Origin of the sequence: Amycolatopsis pittospori (assembly GCF_013870525.1) — a bacterium.
GTDB classification, from domain to species: domain Bacteria; phylum Actinomycetota; class Actinomycetes; order Mycobacteriales; family Pseudonocardiaceae; genus Amycolatopsis; species Amycolatopsis pittospori.
The window spans coordinates 186,348-201,515 of the sequence record NZ_JACBXD010000002.1; the positions used below are offsets into that span (position 1 = coordinate 186,348).

The 15,168-nt window shown below is 67.8% G+C and carries 12 protein-coding genes; 5 read left to right on the top strand and 7 right to left on the bottom strand.

The annotated features are described in order from the left end of the window. The first annotated feature begins 55 nt into the window (after nucleotides 1–55). Nucleotides 56–1,252: a glycoside hydrolase family 64 protein gene (locus H5J31_RS02025; RefSeq protein ID WP_181770670.1), complete on the top strand. Its 1,197-nt coding sequence runs from the start codon at nucleotides 56–58 to the stop codon at nucleotides 1,250–1,252. A 139-nt stretch (nucleotides 1,253–1,391) separates the two neighbouring features. Here the strand turns inward: H5J31_RS02025 and H5J31_RS39725 are convergent, their stop codons facing one another. Both H5J31_RS39725 and H5J31_RS02030 read right to left on the bottom strand, forming a co-directional pair. Beyond that, entirely contained in the window at nucleotides 1,392–1,661 is a 270-nt protein-coding gene (locus H5J31_RS39725) for a hypothetical protein (protein ID WP_236004507.1), read from the bottom strand. Continuing rightward, on the bottom strand, nucleotides 1,634–2,272 hold the full coding sequence (locus H5J31_RS02030; protein WP_236004509.1) for an FG-GAP repeat domain-containing protein: 639 nt from the start codon (nucleotides 2,270–2,272) through the stop codon (nucleotides 1,634–1,636). The genes H5J31_RS39725 and H5J31_RS02030 overlap by 28 nt, the downstream gene beginning before the upstream one ends. 149 nt (nucleotides 2,273–2,421) lie before the next feature. Here H5J31_RS02030 and H5J31_RS02035 point away from each other — a divergent pair, with 149 nt between their 5' ends. Beyond that, the gene (locus H5J31_RS02035) at nucleotides 2,422–3,018 is read left to right on the top strand and encodes a helix-turn-helix domain-containing protein (RefSeq protein ID WP_268879143.1); all 597 of its coding nucleotides are present in this window, start codon (nucleotides 2,422–2,424) and stop codon (nucleotides 3,016–3,018) included. 98 nt (nucleotides 3,019–3,116) lie between these two features. Here H5J31_RS02035 and H5J31_RS02040 read toward each other — a convergent pair whose 3' ends face one another. Then, on the bottom strand, nucleotides 3,117–4,082 hold the full coding sequence (locus H5J31_RS02040) for a GlxA family transcriptional regulator (protein WP_181770672.1): 966 nt from the start codon (nucleotides 4,080–4,082) through the stop codon (nucleotides 3,117–3,119). A gap of 73 nt (nucleotides 4,083–4,155) precedes the next feature. Between H5J31_RS02040 and H5J31_RS02045 the strand changes: the two genes are divergently transcribed. Next, nucleotides 4,156–4,971, top strand: coding sequence for a dienelactone hydrolase family protein (locus H5J31_RS02045; RefSeq protein ID WP_328701347.1), 816 nt, complete (start codon nucleotides 4,156–4,158; stop codon nucleotides 4,969–4,971). Here H5J31_RS02045 and H5J31_RS02050 read toward each other — a convergent pair. Continuing rightward, nucleotides 4,968–5,792, bottom strand: a complete 825-nt coding sequence (locus H5J31_RS02050; protein ID WP_181770673.1) for a hypothetical protein — start codon at nucleotides 5,790–5,792, stop codon at nucleotides 4,968–4,970. The genes H5J31_RS02045 and H5J31_RS02050 overlap by 4 nt on opposite strands. Nucleotides 5,793–5,884: 92 nt before the next feature. Further along, nucleotides 5,885–9,199 carry a DUF4132 domain-containing protein gene (locus H5J31_RS02055; RefSeq protein ID WP_181770674.1) on the bottom strand — a complete coding sequence of 1,105 codons (3,315 nt, stop codon included), beginning with the start codon at nucleotides 9,197–9,199 and terminating at the stop codon, nucleotides 5,885–5,887. Nucleotides 9,200–9,560: 361 nt separating this feature from the next. Here H5J31_RS02055 and H5J31_RS02060 point away from each other — a divergent pair, with 361 nt between their 5' ends. Both H5J31_RS02060 and H5J31_RS02065 read left to right on the top strand, forming a co-directional pair. Next, nucleotides 9,561–10,388: a L,D-transpeptidase gene (locus H5J31_RS02060; protein ID WP_181770675.1), complete on the top strand. Its 828-nt coding sequence runs from the start codon at nucleotides 9,561–9,563 to the stop codon at nucleotides 10,386–10,388. A 414-nt stretch (nucleotides 10,389–10,802) separates the two neighbouring features. Next, complete coding sequence (locus H5J31_RS02065) at nucleotides 10,803–11,489, top strand: choice-of-anchor P family protein (protein ID WP_181770676.1); 687 nt, start codon at nucleotides 10,803–10,805, stop codon at nucleotides 11,487–11,489. Nucleotides 11,490–11,545: 56 nt separating this feature from the next. Here the strand turns inward: H5J31_RS02065 and H5J31_RS02070 are convergent, their stop codons facing one another. Together H5J31_RS02070 and H5J31_RS02075 are read right to left on the bottom strand one after the other, a co-directional pair. Beyond that, nucleotides 11,546–13,546 carry a hypothetical protein gene (locus H5J31_RS02070; protein ID WP_328701348.1) on the bottom strand — a complete coding sequence of 667 codons (2,001 nt, stop codon included), beginning with the start codon at nucleotides 13,544–13,546 and terminating at the stop codon, nucleotides 11,546–11,548. A gap of 66 nt (nucleotides 13,547–13,612) precedes the next feature. Beyond that, the gene (locus tag H5J31_RS02075; protein WP_181770678.1) at nucleotides 13,613–14,854 is read right to left on the bottom strand and encodes an ATP-grasp domain-containing protein; all 1,242 of its coding nucleotides are present in this window, start codon (nucleotides 14,852–14,854) and stop codon (nucleotides 13,613–13,615) included. Nucleotides 14,855–15,168 lie beyond the last annotated feature (314 nt).

The window sequence follows — 15,168 nt, forward strand, 5'->3', positions numbered from 1 at the left end:
CCTTCCCGGCTCCGCACCTTCCCGGTGCCCGCCCAGGCCTCGACGAGGAGTCCCTGTGCGTATCCGTCCTGTGTTCGAACGCGCCGTCGTCGCGCTCGCCGCCGTCGCTCTCAGCTCGACAGGCGTCGCCATCACCGCGTCGCCTGCCTCCGCCGTACCCGCGACCATCCCCCTCACGATCACCAACAACTCGGGCCGCAGCGGCCCGATCTACCTCTACAACCTCGGCACGTTGCTCGCGACCGGCCAACAGGGCTGGGCCGACGCCGGTGGCAACTTCCACGCCTGGCCGGGCGGTGCGGTCCCGCCGATCCCGGCGCCGGACGCCTCCATCCCCGGTCCGGCGAACGGGCAGTCGGTCACCATCCGGATGCCGAAATTCTCCGGCCGGGTCTATTTCTCCTACGGCCAGAAGCTGGTCTTCAAACTGGCCACCGGCGGGCTCGTGCAGCCGGCGATCCAGAACCCCAGTGATCCCAACGTGAACATCCTGTTCAACTGGTCGGAGTACACCCTCAACGACTCCGGGCTGTGGATCAACAGCACGCAGGTGGACATGTTCTCCGCGCCGTACGCGGTCGGCGTTCGGCCGGCCAGCGGTCCGACGCGGAACACCGGTCACTTGAAACCCGGCGGCTACAACGGTTTCTTCTCCGCGCTGCGCGGACAGCCCGGCGGCTGGGCCAACCTGATCCGCACCCGGTCGGACGGCACCGTCCTTCGCGCGCTCGCCCCCGGCCACGGCATCGAAGGCGGCCTGCTCCCGGCGAACATCATGAGCGACTACGTCAACCGGGTCTGGACCAGGTACACCACCTCGACCCTGACCGTGACGCCGTTCGCGAACCAGCCGAACACCAGGTACTTCGGCCGCGTCTCGGGCAACGTCATGAACTTCACGAACAGCTCGGGCGCGGTCGTCACCTCGTTCCAGAAACCCGACTCCGACAGCATCTTCGGCTGCTACAAACTCCTCGATGCACCGAACGATCTGGTCCGCGGTCCGATCTCACGCACCCTGTGCGCCGGCTTCAACCGGTCGACCCTGCTCACCAACCCCAACCAGCCCGACACCAGCGCCGCCGGCTTCTACGCCGACGCCGTCACCAACCACTACGCGCGCAAGATCCACGCACAGATGGTCGACGGCAAGGCCTACGCGTTCGCCTTCGACGATGTCGGCGCCCACGAATCCCTCGTCCACGACGGCAATCCGCAGCAGGCGTACGTGACGCTCGATCCCTTCAACTGATCGCGGACCCCGCCCCGTCCGGCTCGGAGCCGGTGGTGGTCTGGCAGGGCGACCGCGTCGCCATCCACGATCGGCGGCACCGTCGCCCGCCAGCCCACCATCGACAGATCACCATGGAGCCGGGGCCACTCGCCGGCGATCAGACCGGGATGTCCCCGGCTGTCCCCCACTGGGTGGTGAACAGGCCGAGGCCGTACCAGGTCCCGCTCGACGGGCGCCACACCACGAAGTCGGCCCGCGGATCGCCACCGAAATTGCCGGACACGGGAACGTCACCCGCGGTACCCCACTGCTGGGTAGCGATTCCGAGTACGTACCAGACACCGTTGCTCGGCCGCCAGACGGCGAAGTCGGTACGACCGTCCGCGTTGAAATCGCCGGTCAGCGGGACGTCACCGGCGGTACCCATTGCTGGGTGGCGATACCCCGCACGTACCAGACGCCGTCACCGGGCCGCCAGACGGTGAAGTCGGCGCGGCCGTCCGCGTTGAAATCGCCGGACACGGGAACGTCGCCCGCGGTGCCCCACTGCACGGTGGCGATACCGAGTACGTACCAGACACCGTTGCTCGGGCGCCAAACGGTGAAGTCCGAACGGCCGTCGCCATTGAAATCGCCGGTCAGCGGGACGTCGCCGGGTGTACCCCACTGCTGGGTCACCACGGTGCCGGTGCTGCTCTGGATGATGTACCAGACACCGTTGCTCGGCCGCCACACCGCGAAGTCGGCCAGGTGGTCGCCGTCGTAGTCCGCGGCGACCGGCACGTCACCCGAAACACCCCATTGCCGGGTCGCCACACTGCCGTTGCCGCTGCGGATGACGTACCAGGTGCCGTTGCCGGGACGCCACACCGCCTTGTCCGCGAACCCGTCCCCGTCGAAGTCTGCAGCGGGCTTTTGCGACGCGGGCGACGCGGCGATGCCGACGTCGGCGTCGTCGGCGCTCGCGACCGATGGCGCGACGAGCAGGCCCGCGAACAGACCTGTAATCGTCATCCCCATCCGAATGGTTCTTCGCATTTTCCGGAACCCTTTCCACTCTATTGATGTATGCTTCCCAGCCCGCTCCCCTTGCCCGAAGATACGCACCGGAATACCTACAGGCTGGCTCGCAAACGTGTCACTGTCAGCAAAGGTTCCATCCAGTGGACCAGGTGAGGGGGATTTCGATGGAGACCGGAAAAAGACCCAGAAGCGTCCTCGATGGCGCTTTCACCCTATTGGACGCCTTGGTACGACATAAAGGTGAAGCTGGATTGACCCAGCTGGCCAATTCCTGCTCGATGCCGAAATCCACCGCACACCGCCTGCTCGAGCAATTGACCGCACTGGAGGTCGTCCAGCGCAGTGAAAACCGCTACCGCGTCGGCGCGCAGGCATTCCGGCTCGGCCAATCGTGGCAGCCCTATCCACGATTGCTGGACCTCGCCCGCGGGCAGCTCCGTCGGCTGTTCGCGGCCACGCGAGCCAGCACGGTGTTCGCCGTGCCGTGCGACGGCGGCATCCTGATCGCCGTCGGCCTCACCTTGCCGGAACACGACCTCCTCCTGCGGCCGGGCACGATGATTCCGCAGAGCACCGGCCGGTTTTCGCCCGGCTGGCAGGCGAAGCACGGTCTCGTTGTCGTCGAAGCACCCGTCAGACTGCCGACCGGCGAGGCACTCGGTTCGATCGCGACCACGATCGAACCGAGCCGTCCGGCCGCGGCGGTGTCCGACGCCGTCGCCCGCACCGCCCGCACCCTCGGCGCGGCTCTGGTGCACTGACACTCACTTCGCTTGCCGCGATGAAACAGGTGAATGTAGCCGCGGCGAAGAATGCCTGTCCGAAAGGTGGAAATTCCGGCTCCGCGACAATACGGTTCTCATTCGGCGCCACGACGGAAGGCGGCCCGGTAGTCCCTCGGGCGTCGTCCGGTGTGCTTGGTGAAGAGGGCGGCGAAGGTTCCCGGATCCCGGTAGCCGACCGCGGAACAGATTCCGGCCACAGTGCGGTCCGTCGTTTCGAGGAGGTGGCGAGCGCGCCGGACGCGCGCGGAATGCAGGTATTCGAGTGGGCTCTGACCGGCTTCCTTCGCGAAGCGCCGCAGTAATGTCCGCGTGCTGACGGCGAAAGTTTCGGCCAGGGCCGCCAGGTCATAGCGGGCGGCAAGGTTCTGATCGAGCCATCGCATGACCCTGCGGGAGAACTCGTTGCCAGGTTGTGGAAGGAGCCGTGCGTCGACATAGGGAGTCTGGGACGACCGCGCGTCGTCCACCAGCGCCACCCGCGCCGTCGTCCGTGCCACGTCGGCTCCGCTGTGTTCGCGGATCAGCTCGAGAGCGAAGTCGTACATGGCGCTGAAGGCCGCCGTGGTCGTGACTCCCCTGTCGGTGACGACGAGGTGCTCACGCCGGACATCGGCCTCAGGGCGGCGTTGAGCGAGTTCGTCCGCGAAGAGCCATGACGTGGTGGCCCGTCGATGGTCGAGGAGTCCTGCCTCGGCGAGCAGGAACGCCCCGACACAGATCGAGACGACGACCTTGCCCGCGGCGGCGTGCGACCGGATCGCCGCGATTTCGCCGGCGAGTCCCGCGACCTTCGCGTCGATATCGAGGCCCGGCACGAGTTCGAAGCCCGGCACGACGAGGACGTCGACCTCACGCAGCGGGGAAACGGTCAACGCCATGCCGCCCGAGGCGACGACTCGACGACGAGGCGAGACGACGGACACCTCGTAGCCGGCGCGATCCGGGCCGGCCACGTGCGTGGCCATCGTGAGGAGATCGGGGACGCCGAACACCTCGGACGCGAAGCAGCCCGGATAGGCCAGGACCCCGACTCGCAGCATGTGGCGAGATTACCCCTGAAGATGGCTATCCGGCCCATAGCCGTCGGTGGACGCGGTGGTCCAGGCTGTCGATGTGCCCGGACATCCCGACGACGCGATCACCGACTTCACCCGCCGATCTCTGGAGGTGGACGGCGTGACCAAGACGGTCTACGTCGCGGGCTCCGGACCCGCGGTGGTGCTGATGCCGGAGATGCCCGGCATCAGCCCCGACGTCCTTCGGCTCGCACGCTGGGTGCGTGATGCGGGATTCACCGTCTTCGTTCCCTCGCTCTTCGGCTTCGACGGCGCCTATCCCACCGTCGAAGACGGTCAGAAGGTGGCACGCCGCGCGTGTGTCAGCGCCGAGTTCCGGGCCTTCGCCGGCGGCGGCACCAGCCCCGTCACGATGTGGTTGCGTGGGCTCGCACGGCTCGCCCACGCCGAATGCGGCGGTCCGGGGGTCGGCACGATCGGCCTGTGCTTCACCGGCAATTTCGCCCTCACCATGGCACTCGAACCCGCCGTCATCGCGCCCGTGGTCAACCACCCGTCACTGCCGCTGGACGACCCGGGCGGGCTCGAACTCGGCGACGAAGACGCGCTCGCGGTCCGGGACCGCGTCTCGCGCGACGGGCTCAAGGTCCTCGCCTACCGCTTCGAAGGCGACCGCTGGTGTACCGGCCGGCGCTTCGCCGCCTACCGAGCCCTCCTCGGTGACGCCTTCGACGGCCGCGTCCTACCGGGCAGCGCCGCGAACACCGCACCGCCCCCGTTCTTCCGGGAGGTGGTCGGCACACCGCACAGTGTCGTCACCGCCCACCTCGTCGACGCCGAGGGGCATCCGACGATGCGAGCCAAGGACGAAATCCTCGCCTTCCTCACCGACCGCCTGAGCCCGGGTGACTAGGCTTCCGACGGAAGATCCACATCCGAGCTCACGGGCGTGCCGTAATCGCCGGGAGGAAAGGCCGGACGGTCCCCGGCCCGATAGCGAGCGACCAGGGCCGCGCCGACCGCGAGAGCGGCATAGGCGATCATCCACCAGGTGAACTCGGCAGGAACCCGGCCGCCGAACATCACGTCGAGCAGGATCGCCACCGCGAAGATGGCGGGCTCGGCGAGACGGCAGTCCCAGAACCGAAGTTCGAAATCGACCGCGACCGACGCCGCGTCCTCGCCGCGCGTCCGGCGGAACACCGAACCGACGAGGATCGTCCCGGTGGACAATCCCGCCCAGCCGAGGGCGGCCAGCCAGCCCAGCGCGTAGCTCTGCGCCGCGGTGCCGGTGTACATCGCCACGGCCAACGCGGCGCCGCCACCGAAAGTGATCGCGTACGTCGTCAGATACCAGCCGCCCACGACCCGCAACGCGGAAGGCCGCCGGTCCAGCACCGGCAGACCACCCAGCTGTCGCTCACGGTAAAGCGAGGACACCCAGGAACCGAGCTGAGTCGTCGCGAAGACGACATAGGCGTACCGGCTGTAAGTCGGATCGGCTTCCGGTTCAGCGATGAGTTCCCGAAAACCGAAGTACATCATCAATCCCAAGCCGACGATCCCGAACCCGAGGTTCACGATCACCCTGCTCGCGGTGTTCGTGTACTGGCGCGCGCCGACCCGGACAGCGATCAGCCTCGTCGGCGTCTCGACCTCGACACCGCGCTCGCCCAGCCACACTCGCGTGGCCTCGATCTCCTCCGGCTTCGGCTCGCCTCGTTCGGCTCCCATACCGTCCCCCTCCGCTCGCGTAACCGGTGTACGCGCGGCGCCGAACGAGGGTTGCCTCGCCTCTGGTCGATCGATCGCCCCGGGTGAATCGGCTAGGTCGTGAGCTCGGTGAGTTCCGCGAGCAGTTCGGACGCGGTGATCGGGTCGAGTTCACCGAACGCCCGGGTCCCGCTCGGCCGCCAGAATCCGTCCTCGGTCTCGGAAAGCCAGATCTCCGTCAAGGTCTGTTCCGGTTCGTCGGCGACCATGCCGACGACGATCCCCGGATCCAGCCTCACGCAGACCGAACCACCTCCGGGTACCGGCCGCACCAGCCACGGCTCGACACCGTTGTCCTGCGGTGGGCACCGCCGCCAAACGCCTTTGGTGAGCCCGAGCAGCTTGCCGACCGGCACCGTCGCGCCCTCGAAACGCTTCAGTCCGGTCGCCGTTCGCTCGCCGTCGTCGAGGCCGTACGTCGAGCGGCCGAGCTGGGGGAACGGCTGCGCGATCTCGTGATCGGCGAAGATCCGCGCCCAGGCGGCGAGGTCTTCCGCGAGGTCCAGCGGATGCGCGACACCGACCTCGACGTCATCGGGCAGGACGAAGGCGTCGCCCGAGAGACCGGTGAACGTCCGGTCCTCGGCCACCCGGAAAGCGTCTCCGGCCGAAGTCCGCCACACCAGACGGCGAGCCGCATGCCACAGCAAAGGATGCCCGAGGAGCAGATCCCGCAATTCGACCGCGGTCCACCTGCGCTCGGTCACCATCGCCGTTTCGAGCCGGGCGATCTCGACCGCGGCCACCGACCGGATGTCCTTTTTCAGCGCGCCGAACCGCTTGTACTCCCCGGCCGCTCGTTCCTGGTCGTCCTTGACACCGGGTTTCGGCAGTGTCTTCAGCGGTTTCCCGCTCTCGTCGGTCACGAAGGGCTTGAGCTGTTCGTCGAAGCCCACGACGAACCGCCGGGTTCCGTAATCGATCACGGTCGTCGACGCTTCGTCGAGCCCGAACGTCGGCACCAGCCGGTCCGCGAGTTGTTCCGCGCTCAAGCCGAGTTCGGCGGCCACCACGCCGATCTTCTCCTGCGCGCGTTGCTTGAGCCCCTTGAACTTCGCCTTTTGCGCGATCGCATTCAACTGCGTCAAGGCGACGTCGGAGGCGATCGCCGCCAGCACGTCGAGGCCGGCCACCGCGCGGGCGTGCCCACCCTCCCCTGGCCACTCCTGGATCTTCACCGCGAGCCTGCGCGCGACCTCGTCGTCACCCAGCAGCCCCAGCGCGATGAGCGCCCAGCCGTCCTTCGACGGATACTCGGCCGTCCGCCACAGCTCGAACAGTCCCCAGGCGAAGTCCGTCAGCGACCTCGGGTCGCAGGTCTCCCGCACGATCCGGACACCGGCGTAGACATCGTCCTGTTTGGACAGTGCGAACATGGTGAGGACGTGGTGGACCGCGGCGGCGGGCAAGGCCAGTTCGGTGTCGCGGAGCCGGATCTGCGGGAGCAGTACCGGATCCGCCCAGGAGCCGGGTTCCGGCATCTTCGCGGGGAGGATCTCGAGCGGGTCGGTCGCGATGAGGCGGTCGATCGCCTCCCGTGCCTGAGCGCCATGGCCGTCCGCGGTCGCGCGGAGGTGATCGCCGTGCCGGGCCGCCAGCGAGCGCAACGCCGACTCCGCGGCGAGGCGCGGCGTACCGCGTTCACCGAGAGCCGCGGGCATGAGCAGTCCGATCGCGCTTTCGGCATGCCTTTCGAGCCAGGCCGAGGCGATCGCGCGGACCGATTTGAGACGCAGGTGCCAGTCCGCCATCAGTGCGGCGACTCGCGGGTCAACGAACGGCAGCAGCGCTTCGCCGGCCAGGGCCTGGCTCGTCCGGGCCAGATGCAAGACGACCGGGAGCGCGTCGAGTTCGAAGCGGGCGACCAAGGCTTCGAGCCAGCCGTCTTCGCCCCAGGCGTCGGCGGGCCGCCATTCGGCGAGCAGCGGCCGGACCGACTCCCGCGGCCCGTCCAGAAAGAGTTCCTTCTCCTTCCGGAAGTTGAGGCCTCCCTGGAGATACCACCCGATGGTTCGGGGCCAGTCCCGCTCGACGGTGCGCCTCGTGCCCGCCCACCGGACCCGCTCGTCGTCGCCGGACCACGCGATCAGCCGGATCGACGGCGGCTCGAGTCCCTTGAGGACGATCGGCTTCACCACGGCGCGCTCGCCCGTCCACGGGGGCTCGATCAGCAGCTTCGGCAAAGCGGCGGCAGGTGCCTCCGGAAGCAGCCCCGCGTTCGAGGTGGCCTGTTCGATCGCCGCGATCTGTCCGGTCGAGAGTTCCGCCGCGAGCTCGTCCGGAAGGGCCGGGTGGGCGGCGACGTGGGCCCGGAGGAGCAGGGCGGCCTGCGCGACGCCGTTGCTCGCGGCGGCGGAAAGGATGCGGAGAGCACGGGCGGGTTCCCGCTTCGCCAGGGCGGCGACCGTACCGTGGACGAATTTCCGCCCGAGGCGGTCGACCAGCAGGTGCATGGCCTCGTCCGTGGGGAGCCCGGCGAGGATCCCGAGCAGCAGCTTGCGGCTGTCACCACCCTGCGGGTCGTCGTCGAGGGCGCGTGCGAGCATCGGGGCGATCGAGGTACCCAGCACGTCCAGCAGCGTGCCCCGCACCTCATCGTCGCCCAGCCGCCACGCCAGGCCGGGCCCGACGGCTTCAAGCTGTTCGACGGTGTCGAGGATCAGCAGGAGTGTCCGGTCGGTCCCGTTTCCGACCTCCCGATTCACCCAGGCATCGATCAGCTCTGCGGCCCATTCGAGCCGGGTCGGCAGGAGATAGGAAACGACGAGCTTCGAATAGAGGTCGGTGCGGTACGGCGCGGCGGCCGCCAAGGCCGCCTCGTAGTCGGCGTCCGACACGTCGGCGAGGATCGTCCTGAGCCGCCAGAGGATGTTGTAACCGTTCACTCCCTGAGGGAAGGCGTCGCCGTTCACGAAAATGAGCGCGGAAGCGGACGACGACCTCGAAGGTGGCCGGTACACGCCCAGTCGAGCCAGCTCGACCGCGGCCTGGACCGCGAACGGCAGCCCGTGCTCGACGACCCAGGCGTCGACGATCCGCTTGATGTCCGCGAAAGGGATCGGCGCGGTGCCGGCGCGCACCAGGGCTTCGAATTCCAGCAACTCGGCGAACACCGCGGCGCCCAGTGGCGTCGCTTCTCCCGCCAGGTACGCCCGTCCCGCCTCCACGGCCTCCGCGGCCGAGGTGGGTTCGGCCAGTAGCTCGGTCACCGCCAGCACGTCGCCGCCGATCACCGATCTCAGGGACCCGACGGCTTCGTGATCGAGAGTGACGGGTACCCGCACCCGCCCGCCACGGCGGACATGGACATGCGCGCGCAGCGCTTCGTCGACCTCGAAAACCGTCGTATCCGGCCTTGTACTACTCATGAAAACCCCCATCGTTCGATGATCGGCACCCTATTCCAGAGGACCGACAAAACCCGGAGCGCTCGCGAGACGAACACTCCGCGTGATCATCTTGGATCGGAGATTCGCCACCGCCCTCCGAATGGCCGCAGCGGATGCCACCGAGAGTGTGTTTTTCCGAGCGTTATCCGAAAACGCGTTTTCACCCCGATCGAGTGAACTAAGCCAGGGCTTCTGACCTGCGAAAACTTGGGAAAACCGCAGGCAGATCCACTCTGATCACCTATCGTATTCGTTGATTAACGCACTGCCTTGCTGTTAGAGATGACCATTCCGGATTCGCATCCCGTTGCGGATGACCCTGCGTAAAGACAGGCACTGAATGACCGAACAGCAGACCTCTTGCGGTGGCGCACGCCCTCGTGCGGTCGCCGCGCTCCTCGCCTCGGTGCTGATGCTGCTGCCGTTGTCCGGCTGCGGCACCACGAAGGACGAAGGCGGCGCGGGAGCGGCGGCCCTCGTCGCACCGCTGAAACCGTCGCCCGAGACACTGGCCGCGCTGCCCGAAGCGAACACCTTCGGCCAGCTGAACTCCGCGCCCGCCGACCCGGCCACCGCACTCCCCGTCGGCGGTGAAGTACTGCATCCGACGACGGACGCAGTGATCTACCGCGCGCCGGGCGCGGAGCCGATCGCCCGGCTGCCGGAAACGCAGATCGGCTCACCGACCTGGGTTCCGGTGATCGCCCGCCAGGGCGACTGGGCACAGGTGCTGCTGCCCGCGCGACCCAACGGCGCGACCGGCTGGCTGCACGTCACTCCGGAAACCGTCGAATCGGCGCACAACGACTTCCAGGTCACCGTGGATCTCGACGAATTCCGTTTGGAAATCCTCGAAGCGGGCAAGCCGACCGGTTCCTGGACCATCGGCGTCGGCAAGCCCGAACACCCCACGCCCACCGGCCGCGCGTTCATCCTCGCCTCGATCAAGGAGAGCGTGAACACCTACAGCCCGATCGTGCTGCCGCTGAGCAGCCATTCCGATTCACACGAGACCTTCGGTGGCGGACCCGGCACGGTCGGCCTGCACACCTGGCCCGACGACAGCTTCGTCGGCAAGGCCACCAGCGACGGCTGTATCCGGGTCACCCGCGAGGCGCTGGACCGCCTCGTGGAGTTGCCGCTCGGCACCGTCGTGCGAATCACCTAGTGAGGAGTGGGTCGAACATGGCGTGCAGGGTCCGGCGGCACGCACTATCCACAAAGGACTCAGCCCTGTGACACGGAGGCCCGTTTCGAGCTACTTGCACTGTTCCAGGGCGACGCACTCGCGTGCTCGGGAACGGATCTCGCGTGCTTGAAGACGGATCTCGCGTGATCTGCGCCGGACAACCGAGGACGGTGCCCAGGCACGCGAGTCACGCCTCCGGGCACGCGAGTCACGCCCCCGCGCCCCCTGTCACCCAGAGCGAACAGAGCCCTCGGATGTTGCGAACGGCACTTTCGCAACCTTCAACGTTGCGTAGGTGTCCTTCGCGACACCAGCCGCGCGGCCGGACGCAATGACCGACCACGCCACACTCGCCTCATCCCTCAAGAGAATCCGATCACGGAGGTAATTTCGTTGTCCCCACGTACAACCGGTGTCCTCGCCTGCACGGCGGCGGCCTGTCTGGTCTTCGCCGCCACCCCCGCGACGGCCGCCCCTGCCGAGTCCGCGTACGCGATCGCCGCGTCCGGCCTCGTCAAGATCCCCCGCACACCCGCGGTTTCCGGGCCCGGTAAGGAATCGCTCGCCTCGGTGGCGCTGCCGACGGCCGGGCCGTCACTGCTCAGCGCGCAGGCGCTGAACGCCGAAGTGAAGCCGGGACACGCCAAATCGAGTGTCGCCGGCCTCGCGCTGAACCTCGGCGTGCTGCCCGCCGCGGCCGCCCTCCCCGGGCTCAGCGCCGAGGTGATCAAAGCGGAATGCCGTGACGGCAAGGGTTCGGTGTCGATCGCGAATCTGAAGGTCGGCGGCAAGACGATCAAACTCGACCAGGTTCCGCCGAACACCACCGTCCCGCTGGCGTCGCTGCTCGAACTGGTGGTGAACAAGCAGACCGCGAACAGCGACGGCACGCTCACCGTGACCGCCGTGTCGGCCAAGATCCTCGGCAAGACCCAGACCCTCGACATCGCGTCGGCCACCTGCGCCAAGTCCCCGGGCGAAACCCCTGTGCCGACGACGAAGCCCGGCGAAAAGCCCCGGCCCGGCGGGAAGGCGCCGAAACCCACCCCGGTTTCCGCGCATCTCGACGTCACCGGCTGACGTCCGCCGCACGTCGGAAGACGAAGCCCGCCAACGGTTCACCCCGTTGGCGGGCTTTACTCCCGCGGTCCGCTCGATGCCTGAAGTCCGCTGGCGGGCAACCGGTTCGCTCCCCAGCTCCGTTCGATGTAGTCGACGATCCGCGTGATGTCCTCGGGCGGCACCTTCCCCGGCTCCCCGTGTTCGAGCGGGTCGGTGTGGAAGATGTAGAGCCGCGAGGCGAACTGGTCGAACGGCAACGAAGCCTCGCCGAACCGCTCCCCGTTGCCCGCGGTCGAGACCACGACCCCGTCGCCCCAGTCCTGTCCGCTGTCGTTGTTGGGGTTGTAGAAGTACACCCGCGTGACCTCGTGCGGGTCGGGGGCGACCCGCAGGATGGTGATCGCGTGCCAGCCGACGTAACGGGCGGCGCTGTCGGTGACGGCGACCCCGGCGGGCTGCGGGTGGATCAGCGGCTGCCCCCCGTTGTAGGCCGGGTGGTAGCTCGCGTGGAACTGCCGCAGGAAGGTGTCGAGATCGATGAGGTTCCCGGTCTCGACGTCCACGTTGATCCGGAACCCGCGCGCGGTCCACCAGCCGTGGAACTCGGGGTTGACCCAGCGGTGCGGATCGCCGGGCCTGCCGATGCAGCGGCGCCCCATCTCGGCGTAGATCCGGTCCAGATGCGGCACCACGAGCAACGAAACCGGGTCCAGGTCGGACGGCGGGGTGCTCGCGAGGCCGGCGGCGCTGTCGTTCGAGGAGATCCGCTGGCCTTCGAAGTGCATGACGACCTCGTCGTCCCGCGCCGCCCAGACCACGATCTGCAGCAGGTAGTCCGGGTCGTTGTAGGCCCACATCGACAGCGCGCGAGCCGACTGGCAGGTCGGATTGTCGCCTTGGCCGACTCCCAGTGGCAGACCCAGCATCGACAGCACGCCCGCGATCAGCCGCGCCTCGGGCCCCGGCTCGTCGCCGAACACGGTCGTCAGCCGCTCGCGCGCGGACTCGGACAGCTCCAGCCCGAGCTGACGCCACAGCGCGGGCACCATCGGCGGGGAGTGGAGGATGCCGCGGTCGAGCAGCAAGGCCAGCCCGTAGACGCACTGGGCGGTCTGCGTATGCACCGCCACCTCGATCAGCCGGTGGATCAGGTCGCGGTGGCGCAGCAGGCTGTTGCGGCCGGTGTCGGACAGGCCGAGTGCCTCCCCGAGCAGGTAGTCGCTCTTGTGCCGCAGGAATCGCAGCAGCTCGGCGTGGTACGGCGAGACCAGCCCGGTGTCGTGCATCGCCCTGGCGAACCCGGTGGCCTCGTACTGCAGGCCGCCGTCGTCCATCGCCTCCAGCCGGGACCGGAAGACCTCGGTGCCCGGGTCCTCGCGGCAGGCCTCCGTGGTCCCGAACAGGGCGCTGATCAGCCTGTCGACGCCCTGCCCCGACGCGTTGCCGAGGTCGACCTCCGGATCCCCGCGGTAGACCGCGATCCGGGTGATCAGCGACTGCACCTGGTCGACCTGGATCGGGCGCTGGCGCAGGATCCGCCAGATCTCCTCGACCAGCTTGTCCAGCACGCTCTCGTAGCCGATCTCGTCGGCGACGTGCCGGAACAGATCCCTGATCAGCTGCGCGGTCCGGCCCTGCCGGGTCCGCTCCGCCTCGGTCGGCGGCGTGAACAGCAGTTCCAGGTTCATCGCGAGCACCTGCGACAGGAATTCGCTCGCGTCCTCGGCGGACAACGTCGGATGCGCGTAGTCACCACAGGCCACGGCGAGCGTGCGCAGCTCGCTGCACGCCTCCATCACCACGGTGTCCGCGTCCCCGGCGTGCAGCCCCGGTCCGACCAACGCCGGGATCAGGATCTCCGGGGTGGCCCAGTCCGTCCCCAGGAACAGGCCCGCCTCCTCCAGCGCCCGTGCCCTGGCCTGGACCGCCGCGGCACCGCCGGGCTGCACCAGCACCCGCCGCAGCGCCTCCAGCACCCGCCGCAGCTTCGTGTGCTTGCCGAAGTCGCGGGTCTCGGCCATCGCCCTGATCGCGTCGTCCAGCGAGGCCACGCGCTTGTCCAGCGTGGTGGCCACGCCGGGAACATCGCCGTTCGGTTTCAAAGACTTCCCTCGGGTCGGTCTCCTGGTCCGGGGTCGACCTCAGACGTAGAAGTCGAACTCTTCCTGTTGCTTCAGCAGCTCCCGCATCCGGTAGGAATCATCGCCGAAGAAGTACAACAGACCCCAGTGTGTACCGAACGCGGTCCGCTTGGTCACCGTCTCCTCCAGCGGTGCCGACAGGTCGTGCGACTCGTAGTAGTCGTGGTCCTCGGTTTCCGGCGGGATCCGCAGCTCGCTGACCACCCGGCGGCGCGGGTAGACCCCGAAGCAGCCCGCGACCCCGGCGGCGTCCTCGACCTCCCGCGGGAAGAAGGCGTCGATCTCCTCCTCGGTCGTCTTCGGGTCGAAGGCCAGCGCCAGTCCCTGGTAGGCGTTGAACCCGTAGGCGCGTTCGAGCAGCTCGAACACCTTGAAGCCCGGAGGCCGGTAGGCGACCTCGCCGAAGTACATCTCGCCGTCGTTCGTGACGAAGTACTCCGGGTGCACGAAGCCGAACTCGATGTCGAAGGTCTTGATCAGCTTCTCGATCTGCGCGGTGATCTGCGGCCGGTACCGCTCCAGCTCGGGGGTGGCGGGCACGAACACCGAGTAACCCAGGGTCACGTACTCGGAGATGTTGAGGAACTTGATCTTCCCGTTGTGGATCCACGCCTCGACGGCGAACTCCCAGCCGTCGAGATGCGACTCCATCAACACCGGGAACTCGTCCTCCGGGATCGCGTCGACGTCATCGGGGGTGCGGACGATGCGGTGCCCGAGACAGCCCGCCTTGTCGAAGGCCTTGAGGTGGATCGGATCGTTCGGATCGCCGTCGAGCTTGAGGAGTGTCTGGTTGACGCGCTTGAGGAAACGGATCACGTCGTCGCGGTCGTGGGCCTCCTCGAAGATCCCCACCCGGATCCCGCCGAGTTGCGCGCGGCGCTTCATCAGCGACTTGTCCCGCAGCAACATGGCCTGGCCGAACAGACGCGGATTGTCCAGCAGCACGGAGTTGATCGCCCCCGCCCACTCGACGGTTTCTTCGAACAGCGGGATCGCGACGTCGACGCCTTCGCGCTGCAGCGTCTCGGCGATCTCCAGCGAGCGGTCGTTGAGCCGCTCGAAATTCCATGGCAGATAGGGAATGTCATTTTCCACGCAGTACTTCTCGGCCCAATCCGGCGCCACGACGACGTACCGCCGATCGAACCGGTCGAGCGCCTCGACGGCGTTCAGGCTCCACCCTAAAAGAGCCACGTACCCTTTGTCTGGATTCTTCGTGGCCGGTTCGGGTCGCGTCATAGGACCGTTCCTCCGTGTCGGCGTCAGCTCCTCGAAAAGTCTGGGCCGATCAACCGTACCTGGAGAGTGACACCACCCGCTGAATGGATCGCGAGCCACCTTGCCGACGGATGCGTAGCGGAGACAGATTTTCCTTTGACTGCAGGGGTTATCTCTGCGGGAGGAGCAGGGATAACCTCTTGGTCACTCCAAAATGGACGCTTCGTCACCCAGGGGACAGCAGTGACCAGCGCCACTTTTATTGAGGGGTAAGGCAAACGTGTCGCGTGCGCAGAGACGGATCTCGCGTGCTCGGACGCCGTACACCCCGGGTG